Origin of the sequence: Mesobacillus zeae (assembly GCF_003570705.1) — a bacterium.
GTDB classification, from domain to species: Bacteria; Bacillota; Bacilli; order Bacillales; family Cytobacillaceae; genus Mesobacillus_C; species Mesobacillus_C zeae.
Window position 1 is genome coordinate 48816 of sequence record NZ_QWVT01000023.1, and the last position, 24176, is coordinate 72991.

At 41.5% G+C, this 24176-nt stretch carries 26 protein-coding genes and 1 pseudogene; 6 read left to right on the top strand and 21 right to left on the bottom strand.

Annotated features, from left to right (window positions below):
• Positions 1 to 47: 47 nt before the first annotated feature.
• The 4 genes and pseudogenes from fakB to D1970_RS13680 form a co-directional block, all read right to left on the bottom strand.
• Positions 48 to 893, bottom strand: a complete 846-nt coding sequence (gene fakB / locus D1970_RS13665; protein WP_119113429.1) for a fatty acid kinase binding subunit FakB — start codon at positions 891 to 893, stop codon at positions 48 to 50.
• 72 nt (positions 894 to 965) lie between these two features.
• Positions 966 to 1442 (bottom strand): annotated as a pseudogene (locus D1970_RS13670) (glutathione peroxidase).
• A 15-nt stretch (positions 1443 to 1457) separates the two neighbouring features.
• Positions 1458 to 1994: a hypothetical protein gene (locus tag D1970_RS13675; protein ID WP_119113430.1), complete on the bottom strand. Its 537-nt coding sequence runs from the start codon at positions 1992 to 1994 to the stop codon at positions 1458 to 1460.
• Between the two features lie 74 nt (positions 1995 to 2068).
• Positions 2069 to 3757, bottom strand: a complete 1689-nt coding sequence (locus D1970_RS13680; RefSeq protein ID WP_119113431.1) for a formate--tetrahydrofolate ligase — start codon at positions 3755 to 3757, stop codon at positions 2069 to 2071.
• A gap of 176 nt (positions 3758 to 3933) precedes the next feature.
• On the opposite strand from D1970_RS13680, the gene metA reads away from it, so the two are divergent.
• The 3 genes from metA (at position 3934) to D1970_RS13695 (ending at position 7588) form a co-directional block, all read left to right on the top strand.
• Positions 3934 to 4842 (top strand): homoserine O-acetyltransferase MetA, encoded by a 909-nt coding sequence (gene metA, locus D1970_RS13685; RefSeq protein WP_119113432.1) that lies wholly within the window; start codon positions 3934 to 3936, stop codon positions 4840 to 4842.
• Positions 4843 to 5655: 813 nt separating this feature from the next.
• Entirely contained in the window at positions 5656 to 6336 is a 681-nt protein-coding gene (locus D1970_RS13690; protein WP_181213411.1) for a glycosyltransferase family 2 protein, read from the top strand.
• 16 nt (positions 6337 to 6352) lie between these two features.
• Complete coding sequence (locus tag D1970_RS13695; protein WP_181213412.1) at positions 6353 to 7588, top strand: glycosyltransferase; 1236 nt, start codon at positions 6353 to 6355, stop codon at positions 7586 to 7588.
• Between the two features lie 179 nt (positions 7589 to 7767).
• On the opposite strand, the gene D1970_RS22430 is transcribed toward D1970_RS13695, so the two are convergent.
• From D1970_RS22430 to D1970_RS13765, 13 genes are all read right to left on the bottom strand, one after another.
• Positions 7768 to 8223 carry a hypothetical protein gene (locus D1970_RS22430; RefSeq protein ID WP_119113435.1) on the bottom strand — a complete coding sequence of 152 codons (456 nt, stop codon included), beginning with the start codon at positions 8221 to 8223 and terminating at the stop codon, positions 7768 to 7770.
• An 82-nt stretch (positions 8224 to 8305) separates the two neighbouring features.
• Complete coding sequence (locus tag D1970_RS13705) at positions 8306 to 9397, bottom strand: glycosyltransferase family 4 protein (RefSeq protein ID WP_119113436.1); 1092 nt, start codon at positions 9395 to 9397, stop codon at positions 8306 to 8308.
• Positions 9398 to 9449: 52 nt separating this feature from the next.
• A complete protein-coding gene (locus D1970_RS13710) occupies positions 9450 to 9959 on the bottom strand; it encodes a PIG-L family deacetylase (protein WP_119113437.1) in 510 nt (169 codons plus the stop codon).
• Between the two features lie 35 nt (positions 9960 to 9994).
• On the bottom strand, positions 9995 to 10684 hold the full coding sequence (locus D1970_RS13715; protein WP_119113438.1) for a serine/threonine protein kinase: 690 nt from the start codon (positions 10682 to 10684) through the stop codon (positions 9995 to 9997).
• 63 nt (positions 10685 to 10747) lie between these two features.
• Complete coding sequence (locus D1970_RS13720; protein WP_119113439.1) at positions 10748 to 11764, bottom strand: glycosyltransferase family protein; 1017 nt, start codon at positions 11762 to 11764, stop codon at positions 10748 to 10750.
• A 34-nt stretch (positions 11765 to 11798) separates the two neighbouring features.
• Positions 11799 to 12740, bottom strand: coding sequence for a CgeB family protein (locus D1970_RS13725; RefSeq protein ID WP_119113440.1), 942 nt, complete (start codon positions 12738 to 12740; stop codon positions 11799 to 11801).
• 895 nt (positions 12741 to 13635) lie between these two features.
• Entirely contained in the window at positions 13636 to 14403 is a 768-nt protein-coding gene (locus tag D1970_RS13735; protein ID WP_246370256.1) for a GNAT family N-acetyltransferase, read from the bottom strand.
• An 85-nt stretch (positions 14404 to 14488) separates the two neighbouring features.
• On the bottom strand, positions 14489 to 15181 hold the full coding sequence (locus D1970_RS13740) for an AIM24 family protein (RefSeq protein ID WP_119113443.1): 693 nt from the start codon (positions 15179 to 15181) through the stop codon (positions 14489 to 14491).
• A gap of 1 nt (position 15182) precedes the next feature.
• A complete protein-coding gene (locus D1970_RS13745; protein ID WP_119113444.1) occupies positions 15183 to 15869 on the bottom strand; it encodes a class I SAM-dependent methyltransferase in 687 nt (228 codons plus the stop codon).
• A gap of 134 nt (positions 15870 to 16003) precedes the next feature.
• A complete protein-coding gene (mntR, locus tag D1970_RS13750) occupies positions 16004 to 16423 on the bottom strand; it encodes a transcriptional regulator MntR (RefSeq protein ID WP_119113445.1) in 420 nt (139 codons plus the stop codon).
• 90 nt (positions 16424 to 16513) lie between these two features.
• Positions 16514 to 18670: a DNA topoisomerase III gene (locus D1970_RS13755; RefSeq protein ID WP_119113446.1), complete on the bottom strand. Its 2157-nt coding sequence runs from the start codon at positions 18668 to 18670 to the stop codon at positions 16514 to 16516.
• 417 nt (positions 18671 to 19087) lie between these two features.
• Positions 19088 to 19399: a hypothetical protein gene (locus D1970_RS13760; protein WP_119113447.1), complete on the bottom strand. Its 312-nt coding sequence runs from the start codon at positions 19397 to 19399 to the stop codon at positions 19088 to 19090.
• 51 nt (positions 19400 to 19450) lie between these two features.
• The gene (locus D1970_RS13765) at positions 19451 to 20440 is read right to left on the bottom strand and encodes an HD-GYP domain-containing protein (RefSeq protein ID WP_181213413.1); all 990 of its coding nucleotides are present in this window, start codon (positions 20438 to 20440) and stop codon (positions 19451 to 19453) included.
• A 285-nt stretch (positions 20441 to 20725) separates the two neighbouring features.
• Between D1970_RS13765 and cspD the strand changes: the two genes are divergently transcribed.
• Positions 20726 to 20926: a cold-shock protein CspD gene (cspD, locus tag D1970_RS13770; protein ID WP_119113449.1), complete on the top strand. Its 201-nt coding sequence runs from the start codon at positions 20726 to 20728 to the stop codon at positions 20924 to 20926.
• Positions 20927 to 20990: 64 nt separating this feature from the next.
• On the opposite strand, the gene D1970_RS13775 is transcribed toward cspD, so the two are convergent.
• Both D1970_RS13775 and D1970_RS13780 read right to left on the bottom strand, forming a co-directional pair.
• Entirely contained in the window at positions 20991 to 21182 is a 192-nt protein-coding gene (locus D1970_RS13775) for a zinc-finger domain-containing protein (protein ID WP_310648622.1), read from the bottom strand.
• Positions 21183 to 21195: 13 nt separating this feature from the next.
• Positions 21196 to 21852, bottom strand: coding sequence for a ribonuclease H family protein (locus D1970_RS13780; protein ID WP_119113450.1), 657 nt, complete (start codon positions 21850 to 21852; stop codon positions 21196 to 21198).
• 134 nt (positions 21853 to 21986) lie between these two features.
• Here D1970_RS13780 and D1970_RS13785 point away from each other — a divergent pair, with 134 nt between their 5' ends.
• Positions 21987 to 22394 (top strand): reverse transcriptase-like protein, encoded by a 408-nt coding sequence (locus D1970_RS13785; RefSeq protein ID WP_119113451.1) that lies wholly within the window; start codon positions 21987 to 21989, stop codon positions 22392 to 22394.
• Complete coding sequence (locus D1970_RS13790; RefSeq protein WP_119113452.1) at positions 22394 to 23338, top strand: DMT family transporter; 945 nt, start codon at positions 22394 to 22396, stop codon at positions 23336 to 23338. The genes D1970_RS13785 and D1970_RS13790 overlap by 1 nt, the downstream gene beginning before the upstream one ends.
• A 17-nt stretch (positions 23339 to 23355) precedes the next feature.
• Here D1970_RS13790 and D1970_RS13795 read toward each other — a convergent pair whose 3' ends face one another.
• Together D1970_RS13795 and D1970_RS13800 are read right to left on the bottom strand one after the other, a co-directional pair.
• Positions 23356 to 23625: a DUF6123 family protein gene (locus D1970_RS13795; RefSeq protein ID WP_119113453.1), complete on the bottom strand. Its 270-nt coding sequence runs from the start codon at positions 23623 to 23625 to the stop codon at positions 23356 to 23358.
• A 69-nt stretch (positions 23626 to 23694) separates the two neighbouring features.
• The gene (locus D1970_RS13800) at positions 23695 to 24156 is read right to left on the bottom strand and encodes a divergent PAP2 family protein (RefSeq protein WP_119113454.1); all 462 of its coding nucleotides are present in this window, start codon (positions 24154 to 24156) and stop codon (positions 23695 to 23697) included.
• Between the last annotated feature and the right edge of the window lie 20 nt (positions 24157 to 24176).

Genomic DNA, 24176 nt, shown 5'->3' on the forward strand with positions numbered 1-24176 from the left:
GGGAATGGCCTTCCATAAAAAAAGCGCTGCTATTGAAGCAGCACTTTTTAAATCTTCGTGTTCCAGCTCAATCCAAGAGTATGTTCTCCAGCATGCACTCCGATAACAGCTGCCAGCGGATAGCTCTCAAACCTGGTTTCCGGAAAGTCTTTCTCAAGCTCCCTTTTCCACTCTTCAGCAACTTCACGGTGAAGACCATAAAGAAGCCAAACTTCCTCTAGAGGACGGTCTTCGTTCGCAGCTTTCAAAAGATTGGCTATTTTTTCCTTCGCTTTCTTTTCGCTTCGAGCCTTCTCTTTAATATCAAGCACGCCATCTTTAATAGAGATGATCGGCTTAATATTCAGCATGCTACCAAGGAAGAATTTTGCCCCTGTCATCCTCCCGCTCCTATGAAGCTGTTCCAGGCTACCGATCAGAACATATGTATCCGTTGCATCCCTAATCTCTTCTAGCCTTAAGCGAATTTCTTCGGGTGACTGGCCTTTCGCTGCAAGCTCCATTCCCTTCTTGATCAACACTGTCAACGGGTATGACATGATCTTGGAATCGATGGTTAAAACCGGGATCTCAAGCAGCTGTGCCGCCTGGCGGCTGGACTCTACCGTTCCGCTTAGCTTTGCTGACACCAGAATTGAAATCACCTGATCGTACTCCTCGCCAAGCTTTTCATAAAGTTCCCTGAAAGCTCCTATCGCAGGCTGTGACGTAGTAGGGGGCGAGTCCAGGGTTTTGAGCCGCGAATACAGCTCTTCAGGACCAAGGTCAATTCCATCCATATATTCTTTTCCATCCATTATGATGGACATTGGTACTTGGTAAACATCAGGGTGACTTTTCATGGACTCATCCAAATAGGCTGTACTGTCCGTCACCCAGGCAATCTTTTTCATATATGCGCCTCCTTCTAATCATATGATTCCCAATTACTTGACAAAACCTCTGCCAACATGGCAGAGATTCGCTTATAGCCATTTTTCAATCTTCGCGGAAAGATCTGCTGGCTTTGCGGCAGGTGCATGCCTGCTGACCACATCTCCGGACCGGTCGTTGATGAATTTTGTAAAGTTTTATTTTACTGATTTTGTTCCAAGCATTCCCGGTGCATGTTCGGTTAAGTAATAAAACAACGGGTGGGCTTCAGTCCCTTTAACATCTATTTTTGCAAACATTGGAAAAGAAACGCCATAATTCAGCTGGCAAAAATCAGAAATCTGCCCTTCATCACCCGGTTCCTGATAACCAAATTGATTGCAGGGGAAGCCCAAAACTTCAAAACCCTTATCTCTGTATCGTTCATATAATTCCTGAAGCTCGCGGTACTGAGGAGTGAAGCCACATTTACTTGCAGTATTGACGATCAGCAGCACCTTGCCCTCGAATTGATCGAGACTTACCAGGGCTCCTTCAAGCGTTTTTGCTTCAAAATCGTATACGCCCATTTTCATTTCCCCCGGTTATGAATGATTTAGTATCAGTTCTCCCAGCTTTTTTAATGAAGTGACCATATACTCGACCATATCAGAAAGATCCTCAATGTGGTCTTCAAGCACCAAACGATTAAACGATACAAATGCCGTGTTTGCAACCGTTTCTTCTTCCACGAATGGATCTGCTTCAATCCGCTGAGTCACTGTTCTTTCACTTCCCCAAATACTTGTCAGTATATGATGGATGCCAGCGAATGTCTTTTCATCATTCTTATTCCTAAAGTGAAAAGATATATCTACAGCACATCCCGCGAGATGCTGTGGCTGATTTTCCAAAAGCTCTGCCGCAAGGTTTTCCAATTCAGAGTTTATCGAAATAACAGCAAAAATCCCTTGGCTTCCGGACTGTCGTAAATGGAAAGAAACTGTGTACTTCCGGGACATCTTTGAAAGATTGACAATGTCATTCCGATCTATCACTAGAATTTCCCCGTCAAGGTCTCTGTCATAAATAGCGCCTTCCACTACGACTTTAATATTTTCAAAAGCAGTTGGGTCAAACATGGAATCACCACACTTTTCCTTAAAGAAAGTGCAAGGCCAGCCTTTGGAAGGCTGGCCGGCACTTCTAATATTTATTAAAACAAGCCGGAAGCATTTCCCTGTTCATCAATATCCATTTTCAAGGCAGCTGGCTGCTTTGGCAAACCAGGCATTGTCATGACGTCACCGGTCAATGCCACGATAAAACCGGCACCAATTGAAGGCTTAAGCTCACGGACTGTGATTGTAAAGCCTTCTGGCCTGCCCAGTTTTTGCGGGTCATCGGACAGGGAATATTGCGTTTTCGCCATGCAGACAGGTAAAACTCCCCAGCCATGATGTTCAAATTCTGCGAGCTGCTTTTTTGCTTTTGTTGAAAAGTCGACAGTAGTTGCGCCATATACCTTGAAGGCAATGCTTGCGATTTTTTCTTCGATGGAATCTGAAAGGTCATAAAGCGGAGCAAAATTAGCTTTTTTGTCATCGATTGCTTTTAATACTTGCCCGGCAAGCTCTGCGCCGCCTTCACCGCCTTTTTCCCAAACCTCTGTCACAGCGGCTGGAATGCTTTCAGATTTACACATCTCGAGCAGCGTTTTTGTTTCTTCTTCTGTGTCATGAATAAAGCGATTAATAGCTACAACGTATGGGAGTCCGAATTGTTCAATGGTCTCAGTATGCTTTTTAAGGTTGGCAAAGCCTTTTTTCAGCGCTGAGATGTTCTCAGCGGCCAATTCCTTTTTCGGCACGCCGCCATGCATCTTTAAAGCCCTTATAGTGGCAACGATGACCACAGCTGCTGGCGCAATACCTGCCGCACGCGTCTTGATATTCAGGAACTTCTCGGCTCCAAGGTCTGCACCAAATCCAGCTTCCGTAACAACAAAGTCAGCAAGCTTTGAGGCAGCTCTTGTTGCAATAACGCTATTGCAGCCATGGGCGATATTCGCAAACGGGCCGCCGTGGATAAGTGCAGGTGTATGCTCGATCGTCTGGACAAGGTTAGGCTTCGCCGCGTCCCTGAGCAGTAAAGCAAGCGCGCCTTCCACTCCAAGGTCCTCGACTGTGACCGGCTGCCTGTCCGTGTTATAGGCGATGACCATACGGGAAAGCCTCTTTTTCAAATCCTGAAGATCTGAGGCAAGACAGAGAACTGCCATGATTTCTGATGCGACGGTAATATCGAATCCATCCTCACGAGGTACGCCTTGTACCGGTCCGCCCAGGCCAATCACCACTTTCCTTAGAGCACGGTCATTCATGTCAAGTGCACGCTTCCAAACAATTCGGCGCTGATCGATCCGAAGCTCATTTCCCTGCTGGAGATGGTTATCGATTAAAGCCGCCAATGCATTGTTGGCGGTTGTAATGGCATGTAAATCGCCGGTGAAATGAAGGTTGATATCCTCCATTGGCAATACTTGTGCATATCCTCCGCCCGTCGCTCCTCCTTTTATTCCCATTGTAGGGCCAAGGGAAGGTTCACGCATGGCAACCATTGTTTTCTTTCCGACCCTGTTAAGTGCGTCGGCGAGTCCTACTGTCACAGTAGATTTACCTTCGCCCGCTGGAGTTGGACTGATTGCAGTGACGAGGATAACTTTTCCTTCAGTTTTAGTTTTTAGCTTTTCAAGGGTATCAAAAGAGATTTTTGCTTTGTATTTTCCGTAGAGCTCAAGATCATCTGGAGACAGGCCGATTCCGGCCGCCACATCCACGATTGGCTTTATCACGCTCTCCCGGGCAATTTCCAAGTCGGACTTGACTATTGTGCTTGTTTCCATTTCCCTTCCCCCGCTTCTGACTATGCTATTTTGTACAAACTTATTGTACCATCAGGCGCGTAGTTTACGCGTCCCTTTTATTATTATTAAAAAATTCTCAATTCTTGAATTGCCTGCAACTTCTTTCAAGATTATAATTAGTGTTATTGAAAATCGCCAGAAAGGGGGCAGACATTTTGCCAATCAATATACCAAAGCTTTTACCTGCAAGAAGTATCCTTGAAGAGGAAAATATTTTCATCATGGACAATGACCGGGCAGAACACCAGGATATCCGGCCATTGAATATTTTGATTCTGAATCTGATGCCTGAAAAAGAGAAAGCTGAAGCCCAGTTTCTCCGTCTCCTTGGCAATACGCCGCTCCAAGTTAATATCACTTTTTTAAAAACGGCTACATATGTACCAAAGCATACCAGCAGACTGCACCTCGAACAATTTTACACGACCTTTGAAGACATTCGGGATAAAAAATTTGATGGTATGATCATTACAGGAGCGCCTGTCGAGCTGCTTAAGTTTGAACAAGTACAGTATTGGGAGGAATTAAAACAAATTCTCGATTGGACAAAGCGGAATGTTACTTCAACACTCCATATATGCTGGGGCGCGCAGGCTGCACTCTATCATCATTTCAATATTGGAAAAGAAGAACTGCCGAAAAAGTGCTCCGGAGTTTATTCCCACCAGGTATTGGACAGGCATGAAAAACTGCTTCAAGGTTTTGATGATATCTTCTTCGCACCGCACTCCCGCTACACTGATGTTCCAGAAAGTGAAATCAGCGGGCATCCTGGTTTAAAGTTATTGGCAGCATCCGGCGAAGCAGGGGCGTTCATCATCTCTTCTGCTGACGGCAAACAAATAATGGTCACAGGCCATCTCGAGTATGAAACGGACACACTGGCTGAAGAATACGCTAGAGACAGGGAAAAGGGTCTTGATATTCATGTGCCCCAGTATTATTTCCCTGGAGACAACCCCGTCAAGCCTCCTGTCAACAGGTGGCGTTCCCATGCCCATTTATTCTTTTCAAATTGGCTGAACTATTATGTGTACCAGCAAACCCCTTATGAATGGCGCTAAAAAAGGCGGCTGCCATTGCAGCCGCCCAGGCTGTTGAGAAACTCTCGACAGCCTTTATTTTTATTTATTTACTTCAATAATTCACCGCGTTAATTTGATATAATTATATAGAATAAACTTAGGATGGTGGATTGGATGTTCAAACCAAAAATTGTGAGGTTATTTTTTTAGTAATTGTTCGATGCCTCTTTAGAGGCCGGTCAACTATGTGATTAAAATGTATAATTATTTCTGGAGGTTGGAAAATTTTTCAGAAAACGTAATCTATTCTTTAGCATACCCAAATGTAATGTATAAACTTCAACTTTTGACCATTCATTTCGAACACATCATCACTTATACAGACTTGTTTAAAACCATTTTTTTAAAACCTTTTGGAATGCATATTATTTATTGTTGTTTTTCTTTTTTCTTTTTTAAATTGAATTAGTTTTTTAATAATAGATGGGCTTTAGTTCCTTCCCACATATTCTTTACCTACTCTAAAACCAACTTCCGCCACATTATCGGTTGTATCAATATCAACTAAACTAATTCTTCCAACAATATTGCCTGAGTTATCCCTTATTATATAGAATTCGATTTTTTTCTTTTTGTTCTGCTAATAATAATCTTCCCCTCGACCAGGTACCATTTATAGCCATTTAATCAATTCCTTATAAAAAAGTGAAAAACTAGATCAATTCCCATCACCACTTCCATGAATTTCCTTGTTTCATACATTGTTCAAATATTTGGCATGTATTGAAAGCATTTTTCATTCACCTATTTCATAAAAATAAAAGGATATGTAAACGTCCAGGGGGGAATAGTGTGGTATCAATCATCACATCCACGAATAGACCATGTTTTCTTCAAAATATCATCCGCAATTTTGAAAATCAAGATATTGAAGAAAAAGAACTAGTCCTTGTCTTGCATGGCTTTACTGATAATGCGAGCGATGGAGTGGTTGATAACCCGCTTATAAAACTATTATATTCTCCAAAGGAAGAGTCCCTTGGTACTTGTTTGAATGAAGCGATCCGGCACGCAAAATACAATATTATTGCCAAATTTGATGACGACGATTATTATGGTCCCCGCTACCTTTCCGAAGCGCTTAAAACAATGGAAGAAAAGGATGCAGACATAATCGGGAAACAATCTCTCTTTATCTATTTTATGGAGGATCAGCTACTGTCATTGCTGTTTCCGGGGAAGGAAAACAAATTTATCCAAAGCCAATCCGACACACTGGCTGGTTCAACTCTGATTTTTAAAAAGACGGTAGCAGAGAGAGTGAAGTTCCAACCTGTTTCATTAGGGGAAGATACTGCTTTTTTGGATAATTGTAAAAAACTCGGCATACGGATGTATGCTTCTACTCCTAATCATTATGTATATATCCGTTACCCACATCCCCACCATACTTCTGATTCTGATAACAGGCGATTAAAAAATCACTGTTTCCCACTAATACAAACAAATTGTTTTCATGACTATGTCGATTGATTGGGGGTGCTTGGTAATGGATAAACGGTATTCAGAACTAGAACGGCTAAGAGAGAATCTGGAGTGCAGAAAAAAAATTGATAAGTGGGGAACTTATAACTCCACTTCACCTATTAAAAAAGAAATCCTAAAAAAATTGGAAACAATCCTCGAAAGTCAACCAGAAAAAACTATTTTCGTATTCCCTTCCCTGCTTGATTGGAATATTCCCCTTTTTCAACGCCCTCAGCATATCGCCTTAAATCTTGCCAAGGAAGGTGTATTGTACCTTTTTGGAACGGCGAATGTTTATGATCAAGTTGATACAATTGAAGAAATTTCTCCCCATTGTTTTTTGGTTAATATGAAAGATCCTGTAATTGAGGATGCTGTCTTTTCCTTTTTGCAAGATCTGAGCAACAGGGTAATTGTCCATTTATATTCAGGGGATTTAACTAGGGGAAATGAGTTTGTCAGAGAATGTATTGAGCGAGGCTTTGAGCTGCTATATGAATACATTGATGAACTGTCGCCGGCAATATCCGGTATCCCAATTTCCCGGCGCATTATGGAAAGGCATTCGTGTATCCTTTCCGATCCATCCTGTTACGTTATCGCGACTGCAGATAAGCTTTACAAAGACATTTTAGATACTAGGGAACCTATTCGCAGCGCCCTCATTACCAATGGAGTAGATTATCTCCACTTCAGCGAAAAAGCAAAGGATAGCCGTACTCCTTTAATGGATCATATCATCAATGAGAAAAAGCCGATTATCGGGTATTTCGGAGCGCTGGCAAGTTGGTTCGATTATGATCTCATGGAAAAGCTTGCACAAAGCAAAGTAGATTATCAACTTGTCCTGATTGGCTTGGATTATGATCAAAGCATTAACAAAAGCCGATTGTTAGCTTATCCTAATGTTCATTACCTAGGAGCCGTTCCCTATGACCAACTGCCTTTCTACGCCCAAAAGTTTGATATTTCGGTTATTCCGTTCCTGATTAATGAGGTAACGATTTCCACCTCTCCAATCAAGCTATTTGAGTATATGGCTGTGGGCCGCCCGATTGTGACAACCGCCTTGCCAGAATGCCTCAAATATAAGACCGTTTTCGTCGCTAATAACCATACTGATTTTTTGGAAAAAGTGGAATATGCTTTATCTGCAAAGAGCGACGTGCATCTTAAGGATGCGCTCCAGAAAGAGGCTCGGAAAAACACTTGGAATGATAAGGCTAAAGCAATTTTAAAACTGCTTATAATAGAGTAACCCAGCATTTTTCCGGCAAAGAACCATTTTGAAAATTAAAAAAGGAACCTCATTGTTTTTTGGTACGGTGATCAGTAAGATTACACCACAATAACAAAGAGGCCCTCCTTTGGATAACTGGACTGCCCAGTTATCCAAAGGCTTATTTGCCAATCTCATTCTGCAAAATCTAGTTTAAATTAACGCCTATTTTTTTCGACCTCAAAAGAAATACTTTCAATATCCCGGCAAGAAATGATAACCGCTACGGCTGGGAGTTTTGGGGATTTCATTTCAGGCCGGATAATGACTATACATCCTGTACATTTATCAAAACACTTAATAGTACCAATTATTTCGTCTCCGGTTTTTGTTCTGAATCGAAGAGTTTTATGTGCTTTTACTAAATCCGGAAGTATACAGCATATACAATTGCTTGAATGCTTGCAATGGCAGTCTTTGTCGCAAGGACAGTCCTTATCGCAATGGCAGTCTTTATCGCAATGGCAGTCTTTATCGCAATTGCTTTTTTCTCCCTTTCTTAGAAGTTCATCTTTTTCTTTATGGGAAATCAAGCCGATTTTTGCAAATTTGTTTATTTCCTTTACATCGCTTTCTCGCTGACCCCACATGTTTCTAATATGGTCTAGATTCATAGTTAAGCTCCTTTCTCCTGAGATACCAGGTGGGTTACCCTATAATATTCTTCTTTAGAAATGGGGGTGTTAGGCTATTTGATCAATTTGATTCGTTTGGATGATTATTTACCTTGCTATATTGTTCATATATACGTACCAATTGGTTCACAACTACTTTACAATCATAATGCCTGCGGACTACTTCAAAACCTTCTTGTGCAGCCTGATTTAGCACCTTTGGATTCTTGATCAGTTTGGCTACGCTGGACAGTAGTTCGAAGTCGTGTACTTGTTTAAAAGTACTTCCCATCATTACAGCATCATGGTTGTTATTGCCTATAAGCTCCCCAAATCCTTCCCACATCGCATAGACTGGCGCCTTACATGATAGCGCTTCCAACGCAACCCGACCGCTTCCAAAAACTAAATCTGAAATATTATAAATATCTTCTATTTTTTCCTCCCAGCCTATTAACTTGATTTGGACACCTTGCCGTATTCTTTTTGGAAAGGCGTTTTGGACTTCTTTCAACTTTCCTCCATCACCAACAATAAGGATATTCAAATTACCCGAGCTTTTTGATAATTCGGGAATGCACCTTAAGAATTGGATGATTGGTTTTTCCTTCTCATCATCAAATCGGCTGATGAGTGAAATGGTAAACCCGTCACGATTCAATCCAAGCTCCTTCATCAGGTGCTTATCCTTTTTCCTAGGATGGAAGATATCAAAATTAATGCCATTCCTTATGATTGAAATCTTCTCGGGTTCTACAACGTTGTTGAGCAAATGCAGCGCCACTCTATAGTCAACAGCAATAATCCTTTTTACACTTTGGCTGATTTCATTGCCGAGTGGAGAATCATCAAAACCAAAATCGTATAGCCCGTGCATGGTTACAACTAAAGGCTTTTGAAGCATAGCAGCGATTTCTTTCCCTTTAATGATCGCTGTAAACGGATGCGAGTGTACGATATCCGGATTGAACCTTTTTATTTCCTCGATGGAATCCTCAGACCAACTTAAGAATGTAAAATTGTCGGGAGAGATTTGCGAGAGGATTGAGGAGGAGCAAGATGCAACATAAAGAAGAACTTCATGACCAAGCTCGGTTAGTCCATTAATTATTGTTACGATATGGGTTTCCAATCCTCCAAAAACTAAATGATCTGCCAGCATAACAATTCTCAACAATATTCCCCCTTTTAGGCTATGCGTTTTTTTAAATTCTTTACCGAAGAGTTTAGTAAACTTTATGAATTTGCTCGTATTTCAATTCTCTTAAAGTTAAGAAATAATCTTTCTGAAGCTTAAAAAGGGAATAGTGATGGAGGAGTGCTAGCTTTTTTCTGTAAATGTCTGGGGAAAGCTTTTGGTCACCAAAGCCAAAGACATATAAATTTTCCTTTACAAGGTCATGAAGGACTTGGGAGAGGGCTATATGCTGAGTATGCCCATACTCGCCCTTTAAATTATGTGTAACGATTTTTGTAAATTTATTTTCATCCAGGATTTTTTTAAGTTTTCGGCTAAGCAGTTTTCTGTCAAAATCTCCTTTCCACTCATCTGGAAAATCCCAAATTTCATGTTCTGCTTTTACTATGTTCATTACGTGAGTGAATTCCTTCGCCCTCTGCACGTTCCCCCCGTTTGTTACACATATGACCTTCCAGCCTGATTCTTTTATTAATTCTCCACCGCCAAAAAGAAGTTCGTCGTCCGGGTGTGCTACAACTAAAAGTTTATCAGCCATTTCATGCACACCTCCCCACTTTTTAATCGTAAAAACTATAATTCTTCCAGGGCTTTTATAAAATCCGTGGCTTTCCGGTATCGCCGTTTAGGATCCTCACGCATTGCTTTCTCTAATATTTCTTTTAGTTTAGCGTGCTTGATCTTTTGTGCCTTGACATCTCCTGTTAAAATATACGTACATACTGCAGCAGCTGAATAAAGGTCATAACTGTCATCTATTTCTTTAGAAGAAGATGGTGCGAAAATCCAGTTCTTCACATCCCCCCTGAAAACGCCTTCAGAGTCTTTTAATCGTGCAGATTCAAAATCAATAATTTTAAGACTCAGCGTTTTATTGTTTGTTAGGATGATATTACTGGGAGCGATATCGGCATGTATGATACCTTTTGAGTGAAGGTACTGTAATCCTTTGAGAATATTGACCGTAACTTGGACAGCTTCCTTTTGACCAAGAGTGTCAAATTCATTGACGTTGAGTAGCTCCATGACAATACACGCATGATTATCATGGATGAAAAAATCGTAAAATTCCACAAGCCGTTCGTTTAGTCCGTAGATGTTCATAATCCATGCTTCTTTTAATCCAAGGGTTATATCCGGCATCTTTTTTATGGCAACTTTTCTTTGATAGAGTGGATCAAAACCAAAATATACAGAACTTGTTCCCCCATACCCTTCTTGGACTAAATTGACTTCATACCTTCCCCATAACTCGGTTTGCAATTTGGTTGTTTCCTCCCTTCTTTAAATTTGCAGATTGAGAGACATTATTTTTAGAGCCAGGAATCAAGTTTTTTCATTTAATTTTTGTTTAATTATCCTCAAGGCTTCCTTTCCACGGTCTAACCAAGAATTTTCACTTGCAGCTTTTTGCCTTTCACTAACCTTTTCCAGGGTGTTCGTATCAATTGCATCCTGAATCTTTTCCAAAACAGTATTTTCATCGGCAAAGAAGCATAAATGCTTGTATATTTCCAGTTCTGGCAGCGGGGCACTTACTACAGGTTTTCCGGCAGACAGATATTCAAAAAATTTAATAGGATTTGTCGCTTTAATCATTTTGGTCATTTTAAAAGGAATAATTGCTAAGTCAAACCAACTAAGGTATTGTGGCAAATCTTCATAAAACTTCATGTCAAGAACCTTAATATTCGGATGATTAATTTCGATGATCTTTGAACCTATAAGGACAACGGGATAACGAGAGGCTATTTTCTTAATTACTTCCACATCCAGCCACGAATAAATGGCACCGTAATAACCTATTAGAGGCTTGCCTTTTGTGACTGGTAAATCCTTTGGCCGATCACCAATTGGAGTGGATGCTACTCTAAAATGGTCGAAATCCGCTCCGTTTGGCAGTAGCCATACGTCTTTTCTCTTTTTTTTATGGGATTGATAAATAGACTTAGAAGTAGCAAAAATAATGTCGCACTTCTTTTCCATTTCGGGAATTAGATCTTTCCATACCGCAAACTCATCTGAAGGAAGGTCGCATGAGTCGAAAATGGTCAAATCTGGCTTCAGGCGGTTTATTTCTTTTCCTTGATTGACTGCACACCAAAGAACTACTTTGCCCACAAGGAAAGGTGATATATCGACATCCTTTTTGACAACCTTGAAATTGGGGAGAGAAGGAAATGGAAGCTCTATTGGCTTATCTTGTTTGAAAAATGTTTCCGGGTTAATAAATAATACATTGGCTCCCAGTACAGCAAGCACCTTCATCATTTGTTGCGGCCTTTGGTGCATGAACTTGTAGTCAATTGCGGGGGGATAAATAATTGTGATCGTTTCTTTCATATAGTAAACCCCTTTTCTTACACTTTTTATAAGTTCATAGGTTAAGCTGGCTTATTATTTCTGCAGCTCTTTGCTTGTACGTATGGTTGTTATATACATACTTTTGTCCATTTAAAGCGATCTTTTCTCTTGCCGAGCCATTTGCAAGATAATAATCCATTAATTCAACAGTTTCTTCATAGCTTTCAGACGAAACCAAATGCTCGTGATTTATAAACATCGCATCAATTGCTTTTGTTCGTTGAGTCAAAAAGAATCCGGAACAACCCAAAACTTCAAAAGTCCTCATCGACTGCATGGTGAGCGAATCCTCGATGGAGTGAACCCCCAACGTGATTTTTGCCGAAGAATACGCATAAACGGTTTCCTCATGTGCGATATAGCCTTTTGCGTAAGGGTCAGGGACGATAAATCGATGATTCGGGTTTTGCCAATCCATTCCGTATATTGCAATCTTTTTTCCCTTATCAATAAAAGGTTTTAAAATATAGTTATAAGCTTTATACCTCTCATCAAAAACATCATAATTATTGCCAATATGGACAGCATCCAAGTCCGAGAAAACTTTTTTAGGGATTTTTTTCTGGTAATAATCCGGGTCAATGGCAAAAGGTATGCAAATAGCCGTTAGTTTTTCCTTTTTGTAGTTTTCAAGCATTTCTACGCAAGGCGTAAGCGTGAGTTCGGATTTTTTTGCCCACTCCATAGCCAGTGAACTGTTGGCTACAGGATCCTCAATTGCCCAATAGATATGAGGGATAGAGTACTTTTCCAAAACGGGGAAAACAAATCTTTTTGTATCTACCCCACCTTCTGTAAATAAATAATCCGGTTTAAAATCCTCAATTTTTTTTATTAGGCCTTCCTCTGACTGTTCAGGTACCTCCAACCGATCGGTTATCCAACCGTTTTTTTCAAACCCGGGCTGCATTCCATATTTTATGATTGGAGGTGGATTAGTGAATAATATCTTCAATATTAAGCTCTCCCTTTAATAACCATTAATAATAAATTGATACTCGCAGTTTCCACACAAAAAAGCATCTCATTGAGTTATTCTCATGATATGCTTATCTCAAAGATGAGTGAGGCATTTGCGCACATTTCAAAAAAATTGGGTTAAACTGTAGCTTTTAAATTAAGTTTGATTAAAATAAACCTAATTAAGGTTGATAAATGAACAAATAGAAAGTGGTAAGGCCTGTTAAATTTCCCTCAATATCGCCGGTTTAGAATTCCCCGGAAGGACTTCTCAGTCCTGCTATTTTTGTGTACTCATTTGCTTCTCTTTAAGACTGTAATCATTTGAAGATGTCTTTAATTAAACGAAAAAAGAGACCTTTTAGTCTAAAGGTCCCCCCCTCTTTTAATATTTTATCAATGAGCATTTATCTCCTCCAAGGATTTATTTAGTATGCTGCCCACCAATGGCTTACAACACTTCTATGCATGCTTGTGGTAGGAAACAAATAAGAGAAGTCGTTATTTCCGCCATATTGCCTAGGTTTAACATGGTGAAGTTCGAATTCCTTCCAATTCCATTTTAGGTCTCCGTAAGTTTCTTTGTATTTTTTTTTCTCTCTTTCTTTTTTGCTATTCCATTTGACCCATTTATCAACTGGAACTATGGCCATCCGCTCTTTTCGGAAGATGTATATACTTTTTGTTATGATTGTTATAGATATTTGGATAGATACCTGCTTTCTTATTGGCTAATACCTGCCCTTGCTGACCAACATCGGTTTTTGGAAGTGAGCCTATCCAACCTGCCGTAACAATATTTCTTATTATTCAGAAATTTGTCGAGGAAACTTTATTGGTTTTTGAATCAATTTCTACATTCTCAGCGCCTGCAATGGCAGCCGCCCTTTTTATCCAATTCCTTTATAATCAAAGTAATCCTGTCCCTGAAATGTTTTAAAACCACAAGACTCATACAGTCCTAAAGCACGGGAATTTTTCGCTTCTACTTCAAGAAAGATTGGAAGTTCTTTCTTGCTCTCTCTCTCAATCACTTTCGACAATGCTTGTCTCCCTATTCCCTTCCCTTGGTACTCGGGCAGAACAGCAAAGCCAAAAATCCATGATTCTCCATCCACTTGGGAAACCCTGATTTTCCCCGCCGATTCCCCTGAGTATTCTATTATATATTGTTGGGTCATTTTCTCGTGACTGATGCTTTGGTTGATTTCTCTTGCACTGAGTTGATCATATCCAAAACAATTGATATCCAATTTTATCACCAATTCGAGATCTTCCTGCATTGCAGGCCTAAGTTTTACATCCAGGCCGTTTTCAGGCATTCTTTCTCCATTCCATTTCATCTGGTATTCAGTCATGATATATTCATTGGGTACTGTTTTCAGAAAGCCTTTCGCTGACAGGGAGGCTGAAGGAGCATTAAGCAATATCATTTTATTTTTATTTTCATATTGATTAATCTCCGCCATTGCAGAAGAAAATAAATTTGTGAAAATTTTATGCCGGCGATACAACGGATGGACCATCCCAGTCAGTTCAACTTTATTTCCGATCCAATAGACTCCCAGAAAGCCCGCAAGCATTCCGTCATGATAGTAAAAAAAAGACTTTACTTCTTGCTCTTTGCTTTCCTGCAGCATATCCCAGTTCAACTTCAATAAGATTCCCTCTTGTTCACAGGTCTGCTGAAGGGCTCGGATTTCATTTAATTGAGTTTGTGTATGCATTTTACATTTCACATCCTTACTGTTGTTCTGCAAAATAGACTTCTTCAAAAGGCTGTACAACCACAAAACCTTCACCTGAAAACTTCATTTGAATGGATTCGCCGCTTCCACGGCCAAGAAATGTTTTAAAAGAAATATCTGTGACGAATTCGGGTTCCAGACTGCCTGACCAGGCTACAGTGGCATTTGGGTCAGTATAAACTGGATTTGATGGCGTGACCATCAAAGTCAATGGCTCGTAATGAGAGGTGATAGCCACCATGCCCGTTCCTGCGAGGCGGACATTAAACAAACCGCCGGAAAGCATTCCTGCCATTCTCCTCATTAGTTTGATATCCCACTGAATGGAAGGCTCAAACGCAAGCAAATCATTTCCGTTTACAAATATCGAATCCCCCTCAAGTTTTAAAATGGATATTTTCTTGCCTCTGTCAGCCAAATATAGCTTACCATTTCCATTTGCTTTCATAAGGGATATCCCTTCGCCAGTCAGGGCTTTTTTGAACAACTTCCCAAGCCCGTGTTCCAAAATCCCCTCCCTCTCGAATTTGATATTCCCCCTGTAGGATACCATTGCCCCCGACTTTGCCCAAACCTGGCCATCAAGGTTAATCTCCATCATACGCTTCGTTTCTAATTCAAAAAGCCCTTCTCCTTTGTCCTGCTGTTTTGTTTGATTTACAAACTCATCAACTGAGTATCTGACCAACTCATACACTCCCTTTCTGCAGGAGGAAAACCCACATGAATGAAACAGCCTGCTTTAATTCAAGCGGTATGGATTCAAGCGGCAACCGCTCTGAAGCTTTTTTATAAACTCCTATTTCCGATTTCTTCTGCCAGCCTGCGTCGAGTGCTAATTTTTCAAACTCCCATGGCATCATTGTATTACAAACAACCTTTTCACCAAGTAATCGTGAAAAGCTGTGTTCCCGCGGAGCAGCAGTCGGTCCCAGTATCCCGATCGCAGCCAACCCTCCATCTTTTACAATCCGGCTCATTTCCCTCAGACCGGCAAGCGGGGATTCCGTCCATTCCAGACAATTGATGGCCACAAGAGCATCGAAACTCGATTGAGGAAAACCTGTATTCGCAATATCACCTTTTAAAAATTGAGGACCCTCATTACCGGCCCGCTGTGATGCGAATTGAATCATTTCCTCAGAAACATCCATTCCAGTCACATGGTAGCCCGACTGCGACAACAGGAAAGATCCATAACCATCGCCGCATCCTAAATCAGCGATTTTTGAACCTGCAGGAACGTGCTTCTTTATAAACGGTACGATATCTTTCCTGCTTCCTGATTCCCACATTTCCCTGCTGCGGGAATTCCACGATTCTGCCATCCTGTTCCATTTATTTTCCGCCTCTATTGACCATTCAAATACACCCAAAGTTCCACCGCCTTTTATTTATTCCAGTCCAATATATTCGATAAATTCCCAAAAAATCCTTTTTATACTCTTTTTCGATAATTAAATGAAGAAGGGATGTAAAAAAGACACCCGAAATTTCCGGGTGCCTTTTGTTATTCATTACTTTGCCGCTGGATGGCCCGCAGTACTTCAACCCTATCCTCATCCTCTTCAAAAAATTGGATGAGATCGCCGACCCGGTCAATCGCGTCCCAGCTTAAATGGTGCTCTATCCCTTCAACATCGGCATAAATGTTTTCCTCTTTTACACCGATAATCCTTAACAGCTGCTCCAGCAGTTCATGCCTGTATACAAGCCTTTTCCCAGTTTTCTTTCCTTTTGCCGTCAGCATCAATCCGCGGTACTTTTCATAAACAAGGTAGTCGTCCTTATCAAGCTTCTGGACCATTTTTGTGACTGAGGAGGGATGGACAGACAGAGCGTCGGCAATGTCCGATACTCTCGCATATCCTTTTTCTTCAATCAATATGTAAATCTGTTCTATATAATCTTCCATACTCGGTGTCGGCATCCCTAAACCTCCAATATGCATTACATCCCCAAATAAAGTGTACTATAGAAAAACATGTCAGACAACCTGGCTTTTCGGGCTGAGCCAGGATTATTGGGAAACCGGTAAAAATTTGATTTTTCGTTCTTTTTCATCCCATACCAGCTTAGCGTTAAAAGGTTTCTCCTTCCCGGAAAATTCGATTGATTCCGTTCCCCCGGAAGAAAGGAGAAGTTTAATGTTTTTTTGTGAAATCGATTTTCCGAGTATTTTCTTCGATATCGTAAAATTACACTTGTTTTTCTGGTAATTTGAGCAGCCGTAAAATGTTCCTTTGTCCACTATATTGCCGCCGCATTTTTTGCAGCTACCGATTGAAGCCTGTCTTGCTCCCCTACCTTTTTTCTTTCCTGGAACAAATGCATCGGTTATTTCCGTGGAAAAGCTCCACTGTCCTGCATGCTCAGAGGTTTCGGATACAAGATGGCTTACCATTTTTTCAGTTAACTCCATGAATTGCTTTGGAGATGCTTGACCCTCGCCGATCTCTTTCAGGCGTTGTTCCCATTTGGCGGTCATTCCGGGAGAAGCAAGAATTTGCCCTCCGACTGCCTGAACAAGGATTTTTGCCTTCGCAGTGGCAAAAACAAGATTCTTCTTGACATCAATGTATGCCCGGTCTTTCAGCATTGTGATAATACCCGCCCGTGTTGCTTCCGTTCCAAGTCCTTCAGTTTTCATTAATACCTTCTCGAGCTCTTTATCCTCAATATGCTTTCCTGCAGTTTTCATCAGGGTGATCAGTTGGCCTTCCGTATATCTCTTAGGCGGCTGTGTTTTGCTTTCTTTAGCATCAGCTTTCACAACTTTCCCTTTGCCGCCTTCCTTTAATGCCGGCAGAACCTGTTCCTTGTCTCCGTCCTTTTGAGGAAGTATCCTCTTCCAACCTTCTTCTACCACAACTTTCCCTTTTGAAATGAACTCTGCCCGCTCATCCACAAGTGTCCGCACCGTTGTATATTCGGCAATTGATTTATTATGATGGGCCGCAATCAACGTCCTTGCGAGAAGATCGTAAAGCTTTTTCTCGTCGGCTGAAAGCCTGTCCATTTTGGGGACCTGCTCTGTCGGGATAATGGCATAGTGGTCAGTCACCTTTTTTTCATTCACATACCTGGAGTTGTACCGAATCGATTCTGCCGGCAGAGGGAAAAAATCACGGTAGTCATCCATATTTTGCAGCTTTTTCAAAATAGTTGGAAAGCCTTCCGCTTCACCTGGTGTGACATGGCGGGAATCCGAACGCGGATAGGAAACAATCCCACGCTGATAAAGCGCCTGGAGCACATCCAGTGTTTTTTTAGGAGGAAACTTGTACCTTCGATTGGCATCTGCCTGGATGGAAGATAGATTATAGAATAGTGGCGGCAGATACTCTTTCTTCTCGGATTTCACTTCAGAGACCTCCGCAGGTTTCCCCTTGCAAAAGCCAGCGATTTTGGCTGCAAGCTCCTTTGTCTTGATACGGGACTCTCCGTCTTTTTCCCATTTCCCCTTATACTTGTTTCCTTCAATCTCAAAGTTTGCCTCTACTTCCCAGAAAGGTTCAGAGACGAAATTCTCTATTTCCAATTCTCTTTTAACAATCAGGGCGAGCGTAGGAGTCTGCACTCTCCCGACGGAAAAAACATCGGAAAAACCTTGCTTCTTCAGTAGGATTGTATACAGCCGTGAGGCATTCATACCGACAACCCAGTCGGCACAGGCTCTTGTATAGGCTTCAAAGTAGAGGTTCTTTGTATCGGTTTCTTGCAGAAGGTTTTGAAAGCCTTCCCTGATGGCTTTCGGGGTAAGGGATGAAATCCACAGCCTTCTCATTGGTTTAGAACAATGGGCAAGCCGAAGAATATTTCTGACAATAAGCTCCCCTTCCCTTCCGGCGTCACCGGCATGGATAATTTCAGTTACATTGGGGTCTGCAGATAATTTCTGGATAATCGAAAACTGCTTTGCCTTCCCTTTTACCACTTCGTATATGAAATGGTTCGGTATCATTGGCAGCGTTTCAAGAGACCATCTTTTCCAGCCTGTTTCATATTTTTCCGGAGCAGCCAGTTCTGTAAGATGCCCGATTGCCCAGGAGACATAAGCGCCTTTAGGAAAAATATCATTCGGAAGGATTTCGATAAAACCTTCCCTCTTTTTGGTTTGAAAGACGGAGGCAAGCGTTCTGCCTTGGTCAGGCTTTTCCGCAACGATCAGCTTCATGTTATCCTCCTCATCAATCTATTAAAAATGTAATATCCCAATATATTATTTTAGCGGTTTTTCTGCTGGCGAGTAAAGAAATTTCGGTATAAAGCAGATGCTGCTGCCGAGAATCCTGGCATATAAATCGAGAACCCATTTCCCAGACAAAAAGGGTGTCTAAGCTTATAAGACTGTTGCAGCCATGTTCGCTGGCTGCCAGGATGTCGGGAATCTCAAAAAGCAAAATTCAAGTGTACCTTGTTTAAATATCGACAGGGTTGTTTGAATTTTTAACGGGGGTTTCAATTCATAGTTGCTATTAAAGCACCTCGCCTAAAAACAAAAAAATCGCCCTTTCCCTGCTAAATTAGCCAGGGAATGACGATTATCTTTTTGCTTAATCTTACTTTCTAATCTAAAAAAGTCCTTATGGCATTAAGGCTGTTTTCCGCCTTTTCGTATATTACTGTCTTTCCTTGTTCCCTTTTCATCATGGATAAACCATTTATCCCATGTCACCATTGCAGAGACATTCACGATAAATGACGGGATTTTTTCGACCTTGAAGACAATGATTCCCATTGCCGGATCATGGATGAGAAATGACTCTCCATGTGAATATCCATTGATGTCTCTTTGTATTTCCAGCAGGGCACGCACGATGGCTTCCCTTTCGGCGGATTCAGCATGGAACTGCGGGGAGAATTTGATAATCCAGTTTCCATCATCTGTCGAAAATCTGTACATGTCCTCACCCTTTTAATATGGATTAATAAAGGGTATGAAGAAAAATCAATTTTAGACCTCCTCTCCGCTTTCCTCCTCCAAAACCTTTGCAATTGCCAAGGTTCTGTTAAACCTTAAATCAATCAATTCTTCCCCAACCTGAATTAATCCTCTTAAAGGCTCATAGGAGTCTACCATAACAAGCGTTCCTTTCGAGCCATCATTCAGTTCCACTCTCTGGCCTACAAGGTTAAGCATCATCCGGTAGAGAAAAACAACCATGATTTTCGGGTCGAATTTTCCGAATACATCGTTTTGCATTTGCGATATGACAATATGAAAAGGCTCCGGCCTATGGTAGACCCTTGCCGATGACATGGCATGATATACATCCGCAATTGCGACAATTTTGGCAAGATGTTCAACTTTATTGGATGTCAGGCCTAATGGATATCCCGCGCCGTCCTCCCTCTCATGATGCTGGAGGGCAATCAACGGGATCTTCCTCCCAATCCCCGGAAGGTCTTTCAGCATTTCGTATCCATAAATCGTGTGTCTTTTCATTTCGGCATATTCTTCTTTTGTGAGCTTACCTGGCTTATTGAGAATGGCAGAAGGAATCCTGGCTTTCCCTACATCATGTAATATTGCTCCAAGTGTCAGGTCAGAAAGCTCTTCTTCTTCAAGATCAAGCCACTTGCCAATCAAAGCTGAAATAATCCCCACACAAATGGTGTGGCGATATGTATATTCATCCTTGGATTTCAATTCATAGAACAAGTGATTAAGATGCGGAATGGCTGCTGCCTCCCTGATTACCGGAACAATGTCTTTCCGAACATCTTCGAGTGGAACCATGCCAGTACGCGCTGTGTGGTCAAATATTTCCTCCATTTGCCTTGATGCCTGGTCAATCCTTCGGCCAGTCCTGCGGATGAGCGCCGAACGGGACATTGGCAAGGCGTTGTCTCCTGACTTTTCACGCAGACCTTTCAGCATGGAATCCATCTCCTCTTTTGATAGGGATAGAAGCCCCGGAGCTGATGGAATATTTTTATTCATATAGCGCCTCCTGGATTCGAGCATTATATGAAAATAATAACAAATATTTCTATTGACTGGTAGCAAAACATCTTATATCGTCTAGTTTTTGAATTTTTAGAAACTAGTAGTGAATTTGTTAAAAAAAACGCTTACATGAATTGACTGACCCGATGTTTTTCGTGTATATTTAAGACATCATTTATCAGAATTTATGTTCAGTTTAATGGAAAATGATCTCTGTTAAATGATAATCTCAACAAAGGCACTTTCTGTGTCTTGATATGCTTAGGAGGCAAGAATCACATGCAAAACGGCAAAGTAAAATGGTTCAACAATGAAAAAGGTTTCGGTTTCATTGAAGTTGAAGGCGGAGAAGATGTATTTGTACATTTTTCTGCAATTCAAGGCGAAGGTTTTAAGTCCCTTGAAGAAGGCCAGGAGGTTTCTTTCGAAATCGTCGAAGGCAACCGCGGACCTCAAGCCGCTAACGTTGTTAAACTATAATTGTAACCACTAATAAAGATATGTAAGGCTGGCATAGTGCCAGCTTTTTTTCATGGAATTAACTTCAATGTTTTTCCAGTTTATCCCCGTATTCCCGGATTTTCGAACCTACCGTACAGTTTGTGATGCAAAATTTATGGGCGTATCTTTTTCCTTTTTCTTTCTTGTGATGTTGCTTTAGAAAGCACCCCGTACAATACATGCTCATTAATTCTTCCACTTCTTCGAGCCATTCTTTTCTCGTCAAGCCGTTCACGCCTTCCTTCCATCTAGATGATTTGCATCTTGCTGCTTATGATTTTCCCTTCAAGAGCCTGAGTTGCGAGTTTATCGGCTTCCTTGTTTTCATTTCTTGGTATTGCTGTGTACTGTGGCAGCAGGGCAAGCTTTTCCATTTTGGCTTCTATCCTGTCAAGCCAGCGATTATAACAATCTTCATAACATGGCCATTCACCCTCAAGCTGCTTGATGACTACCTGTGAGTCTCCCCTGAATTCGCACGGAGTATTGCGGACTCCCAGTTCCTCAAGCATAGTCATGGCATAGTAAAAAGCAGCATACTCGGCTTCATTGTTTGACTCCATCTCATCGAACACTTGGTTGGCACGAAGGCGGAATTTCTTTTTACCCTGCCTGTAATACACGATGGTGCCAAGCCCTCCCCTGTTAGCCGATTTATCAAAGCCACCGTCAAAGTAGACAATAAGATCGTTTGGCTCTTCTTCTATTTCGGTAAGGAGTTTCTTCATTTCCTTTATGGTCCATGAGGTTCCCATTTGGTCTGTGAATGAGAGATATGCTGACTTTCCAGATTTTTCAATGTCGCCTCCAAGTTCGAGGGCTAACTCACCTTCCATCCAGTCAGACGTGAACAAAACGGGATTCTTTCCCTTTAATTTATATTTCCATTCTAATTTATATTTCATTTTCCCCATCCTTCCGGGTGAATGTTTTATCCTATATATTATGATGCACGAGCATAGAATATTTTATCGTTAGCAATTGCTGTTTTATGATACACTAACTATTAACATTATAAACCAATTTGGGGGTGGGTTCTTTGATTGAAGTTTATTTTGACGGGGCAAGCGCTGGCAACCCCGGTCCGAGTGGCGCTGGTATTTTTATTAAAGCCAACGGAGAGGTTTACCGGCATTCAATCCCGCTTGGCAATATGACCAACCATGAAGCAGAATTTCATGCTTTCATAAAAGCGCTGGAAATCTGTCTGGAAAAAGGATTTAAATCCGTATCATTCCGTACAGACTCTGAACTTGTAAACAAGTCAGTCGAAAAAGAATTCGCCAAGAACAAACTCTATGCACCGCTTTTGGAGACTGCCCTCGTGAAAACAGATAAATTTGAACTTTTTTTCTTGAAGTGGGTTCCTTCCTCCATGAATAAAACAGCCGATGATCTTGCCAGGAAAGCAGTCAGGCAAAATGAAGTTATGGAGAAAGCAGATTGATGAAGCACTCGTTAGCTGCTGATTTCTCTTTGCTGATGGTCGCGCTCGTATGGGGAGCCACTTTCGTCCTTGTACAGAATGCCATTGCATTTCTTGAACCATTTTCCTTTAATTTCGTCAGGTTTGCACTTGCGGCGGTCCTCTTGTTCCTATGGCTGTTCCTGTTTGAAAGAACGCAGCTTACAAAGGCAAGTGTTCCTCTACTGAAGTCCGGGTTCATTCTAGGTTTGCTTCTTTTTATCGGCTATGCCTTCCAAACGATGGGATTGGAATTAACCTCTTCTTCCAAAACAGGGTTCATAACAGGTATGAGTGTTGTGATGGTGCCGCTCTTTTCAATCGTATACTTTCGGCAGCGGCTCGGATTTAACGCGCTTGCAGGAGTTATTGCAGCGGCTGCCGGGCTCTACTTCATGACAATGACAGACATCAACAGTCTTAATTTAGGAGACGGTTTGGTCTTTATTTGTGCAATCGCTTTTGCACTGCATATCGTGATGACCGGAAAGTTCAGCAGCCAGTATCCCGCACTGCTTCTCACCACTGTTCAAATCTCAACTGTCGCTGTCCTTTCCGGAATTTCATCATTTCTGTTCGAAGGCTGGGAGAACGCGTTCAATCCTAAAGTCCTGCTATCAGGAAGCGTGCTGTCCGCACTTCTTATAACTTCTATCCTTGCAACGGCTGCTGCTTTTTTGATTCAGACGAATTTCCAGAAGCATACTACAGCTACAAGGGTTGCATTGATTTTCGCCATGGAGCCTGTCTTTGCGGCTGTCACAGGATATTTGTGGGCGGGTGACCGTTTATCATACAGCGCCATTTTCGGATGCTGTATGATTTTTGCAGGTATGATTCTTGCGGAAATGCCTGGTGAACTTCCAAAAGGGTTCAGGAAAATCTTTATTCTTCCTGAAAAAAAGGGAGCTGACAGGGAGGCTTAGCCTCTTGTCAGCTCCTTTTAAAAAGGAAGGAGTTCTTTTTCCTTTATATATTGAAGTGCTTCTTTCTTTGTATTGATCTTATTTAAAGCAAAGGTTTCAAGCAGTGAAATATAGAAACTTCCATCAAAGGCCTTCTGTGCTTTAAGAGTTACTTCAATGGCGGCAATGACTAATTCATCCGACATCCCAGTATAGTGCTTGCCAAAATAAATAAAACCGCTGGCGTCTTCCCCAATTTGAAAGCCCTTGCTTTGCAATGTGTACAAATAATCATCTAATGTTTGCACTACGGGTCAATCCTCTCTGCCTTCACTTTCTAACTCTAATTAAATAGTACCAGAGGAATCGACAAAATCCTACCATTTTTTTGATAACCGGTATCCCGCAAAACCAAGCAATGCTCCTAGTAATGCGCCGCCGAGCACTTCTCCAGGCTTATGACCAAGAACCTCCTTGAGCGGGTCAGGAGCTTTCTCAACATAAGGTACCGGATCATTTTCATGAATTTTATCAATCAATTCATCAAGATCATTCACCTTTAAGGTTAGTTCTCCTGTCTGCCTCCTGATTCCCTGGGCATCATACATGACGATTAAACCAAAAACCACCGAGAGGGCAAAGTCGATGGTAGGTGTTCCCCTGTTTAAAGCTATGTAGGCAGCCAGTGAAGATACGCCTGCAGAATGGGAGCTCGGCATCCCGCCTGTTTCGAATAACTTCTCCGGCCTCCATTCCCCTTTTCTATAGTAATGGATTGGTATCTTGAGTCCCTGTGCTATACCAATGCTCGATAATGCAATTATCACACCTTTATTCATTCCAGTTCACCTCTGCTTTA

What these genes read in the sequence shown, in the direction of transcription:
- cspD (WP_119113449.1), top strand. Translation starts at nt 20,726, where the DNA reads ATGCAAAACGGCAAAGTAAAATGGTTCAACAATGAAAAAGGTTTCGGT.
- D1970_RS13710 (WP_119113437.1), bottom strand. Translation starts at nt 9,959, where the DNA reads ATGGCTGATAAACTTTTAGTTGTAGCACACCCGGACGACGAACTTCTT.
- D1970_RS22430 (WP_119113435.1), bottom strand. Translation starts at nt 8,223, where the DNA reads ATGAATCTAGACCATATTAGAAACATGTGGGGTCAGCGAGAAAGCGAT.
- mntR (WP_119113445.1), bottom strand. Translation starts at nt 16,423, where the DNA reads ATGCCGACACCGAGTATGGAAGATTATATAGAACAGATTTACATATTG.
- D1970_RS13720 (WP_119113439.1), bottom strand. Translation starts at nt 11,764, where the DNA reads ATGAAAGAAACGATCACAATTATTTATCCCCCCGCAATTGACTACAAG.
- D1970_RS13675 (WP_119113430.1), bottom strand. Translation starts at nt 1,994, where the DNA reads ATGTTTGACCCAACTGCTTTTGAAAATATTAAAGTCGTAGTGGAAGGC.
- D1970_RS13790 (WP_119113452.1), top strand. Translation starts at nt 22,394, where the DNA reads ATGAAGCACTCGTTAGCTGCTGATTTCTCTTTGCTGATGGTCGCGCTC.
- D1970_RS13695 (WP_181213412.1), top strand. Translation starts at nt 6,353, where the DNA reads ATGGATAAACGGTATTCAGAACTAGAACGGCTAAGAGAGAATCTGGAG.
- D1970_RS13755 (WP_119113446.1), bottom strand. Translation starts at nt 18,670, where the DNA reads ATGAAGCTGATCGTTGCGGAAAAGCCTGACCAAGGCAGAACGCTTGCC.
- D1970_RS13800 (WP_119113454.1), bottom strand. Translation starts at nt 24,156, where the DNA reads ATGAATAAAGGTGTGATAATTGCATTATCGAGCATTGGTATAGCACAG.
- D1970_RS13765 (WP_181213413.1), bottom strand. Translation starts at nt 20,440, where the DNA reads ATGAATAAAAATATTCCATCAGCTCCGGGGCTTCTATCCCTATCAAAA.
- D1970_RS13780 (WP_119113450.1), bottom strand. Translation starts at nt 21,852, where the DNA reads ATGAAATATAAATTAGAATGGAAATATAAATTAAAGGGAAAGAATCCC.
- D1970_RS13760 (WP_119113447.1), bottom strand. Translation starts at nt 19,399, where the DNA reads ATGTACAGATTTTCGACAGATGATGGAAACTGGATTATCAAATTCTCC.
- fakB (WP_119113429.1), bottom strand. Translation starts at nt 893, where the DNA reads ATGAAAAAGATTGCCTGGGTGACGGACAGTACAGCCTATTTGGATGAG.
- D1970_RS13680 (WP_119113431.1), bottom strand. Translation starts at nt 3,757, where the DNA reads ATGGAAACAAGCACAATAGTCAAGTCCGACTTGGAAATTGCCCGGGAG.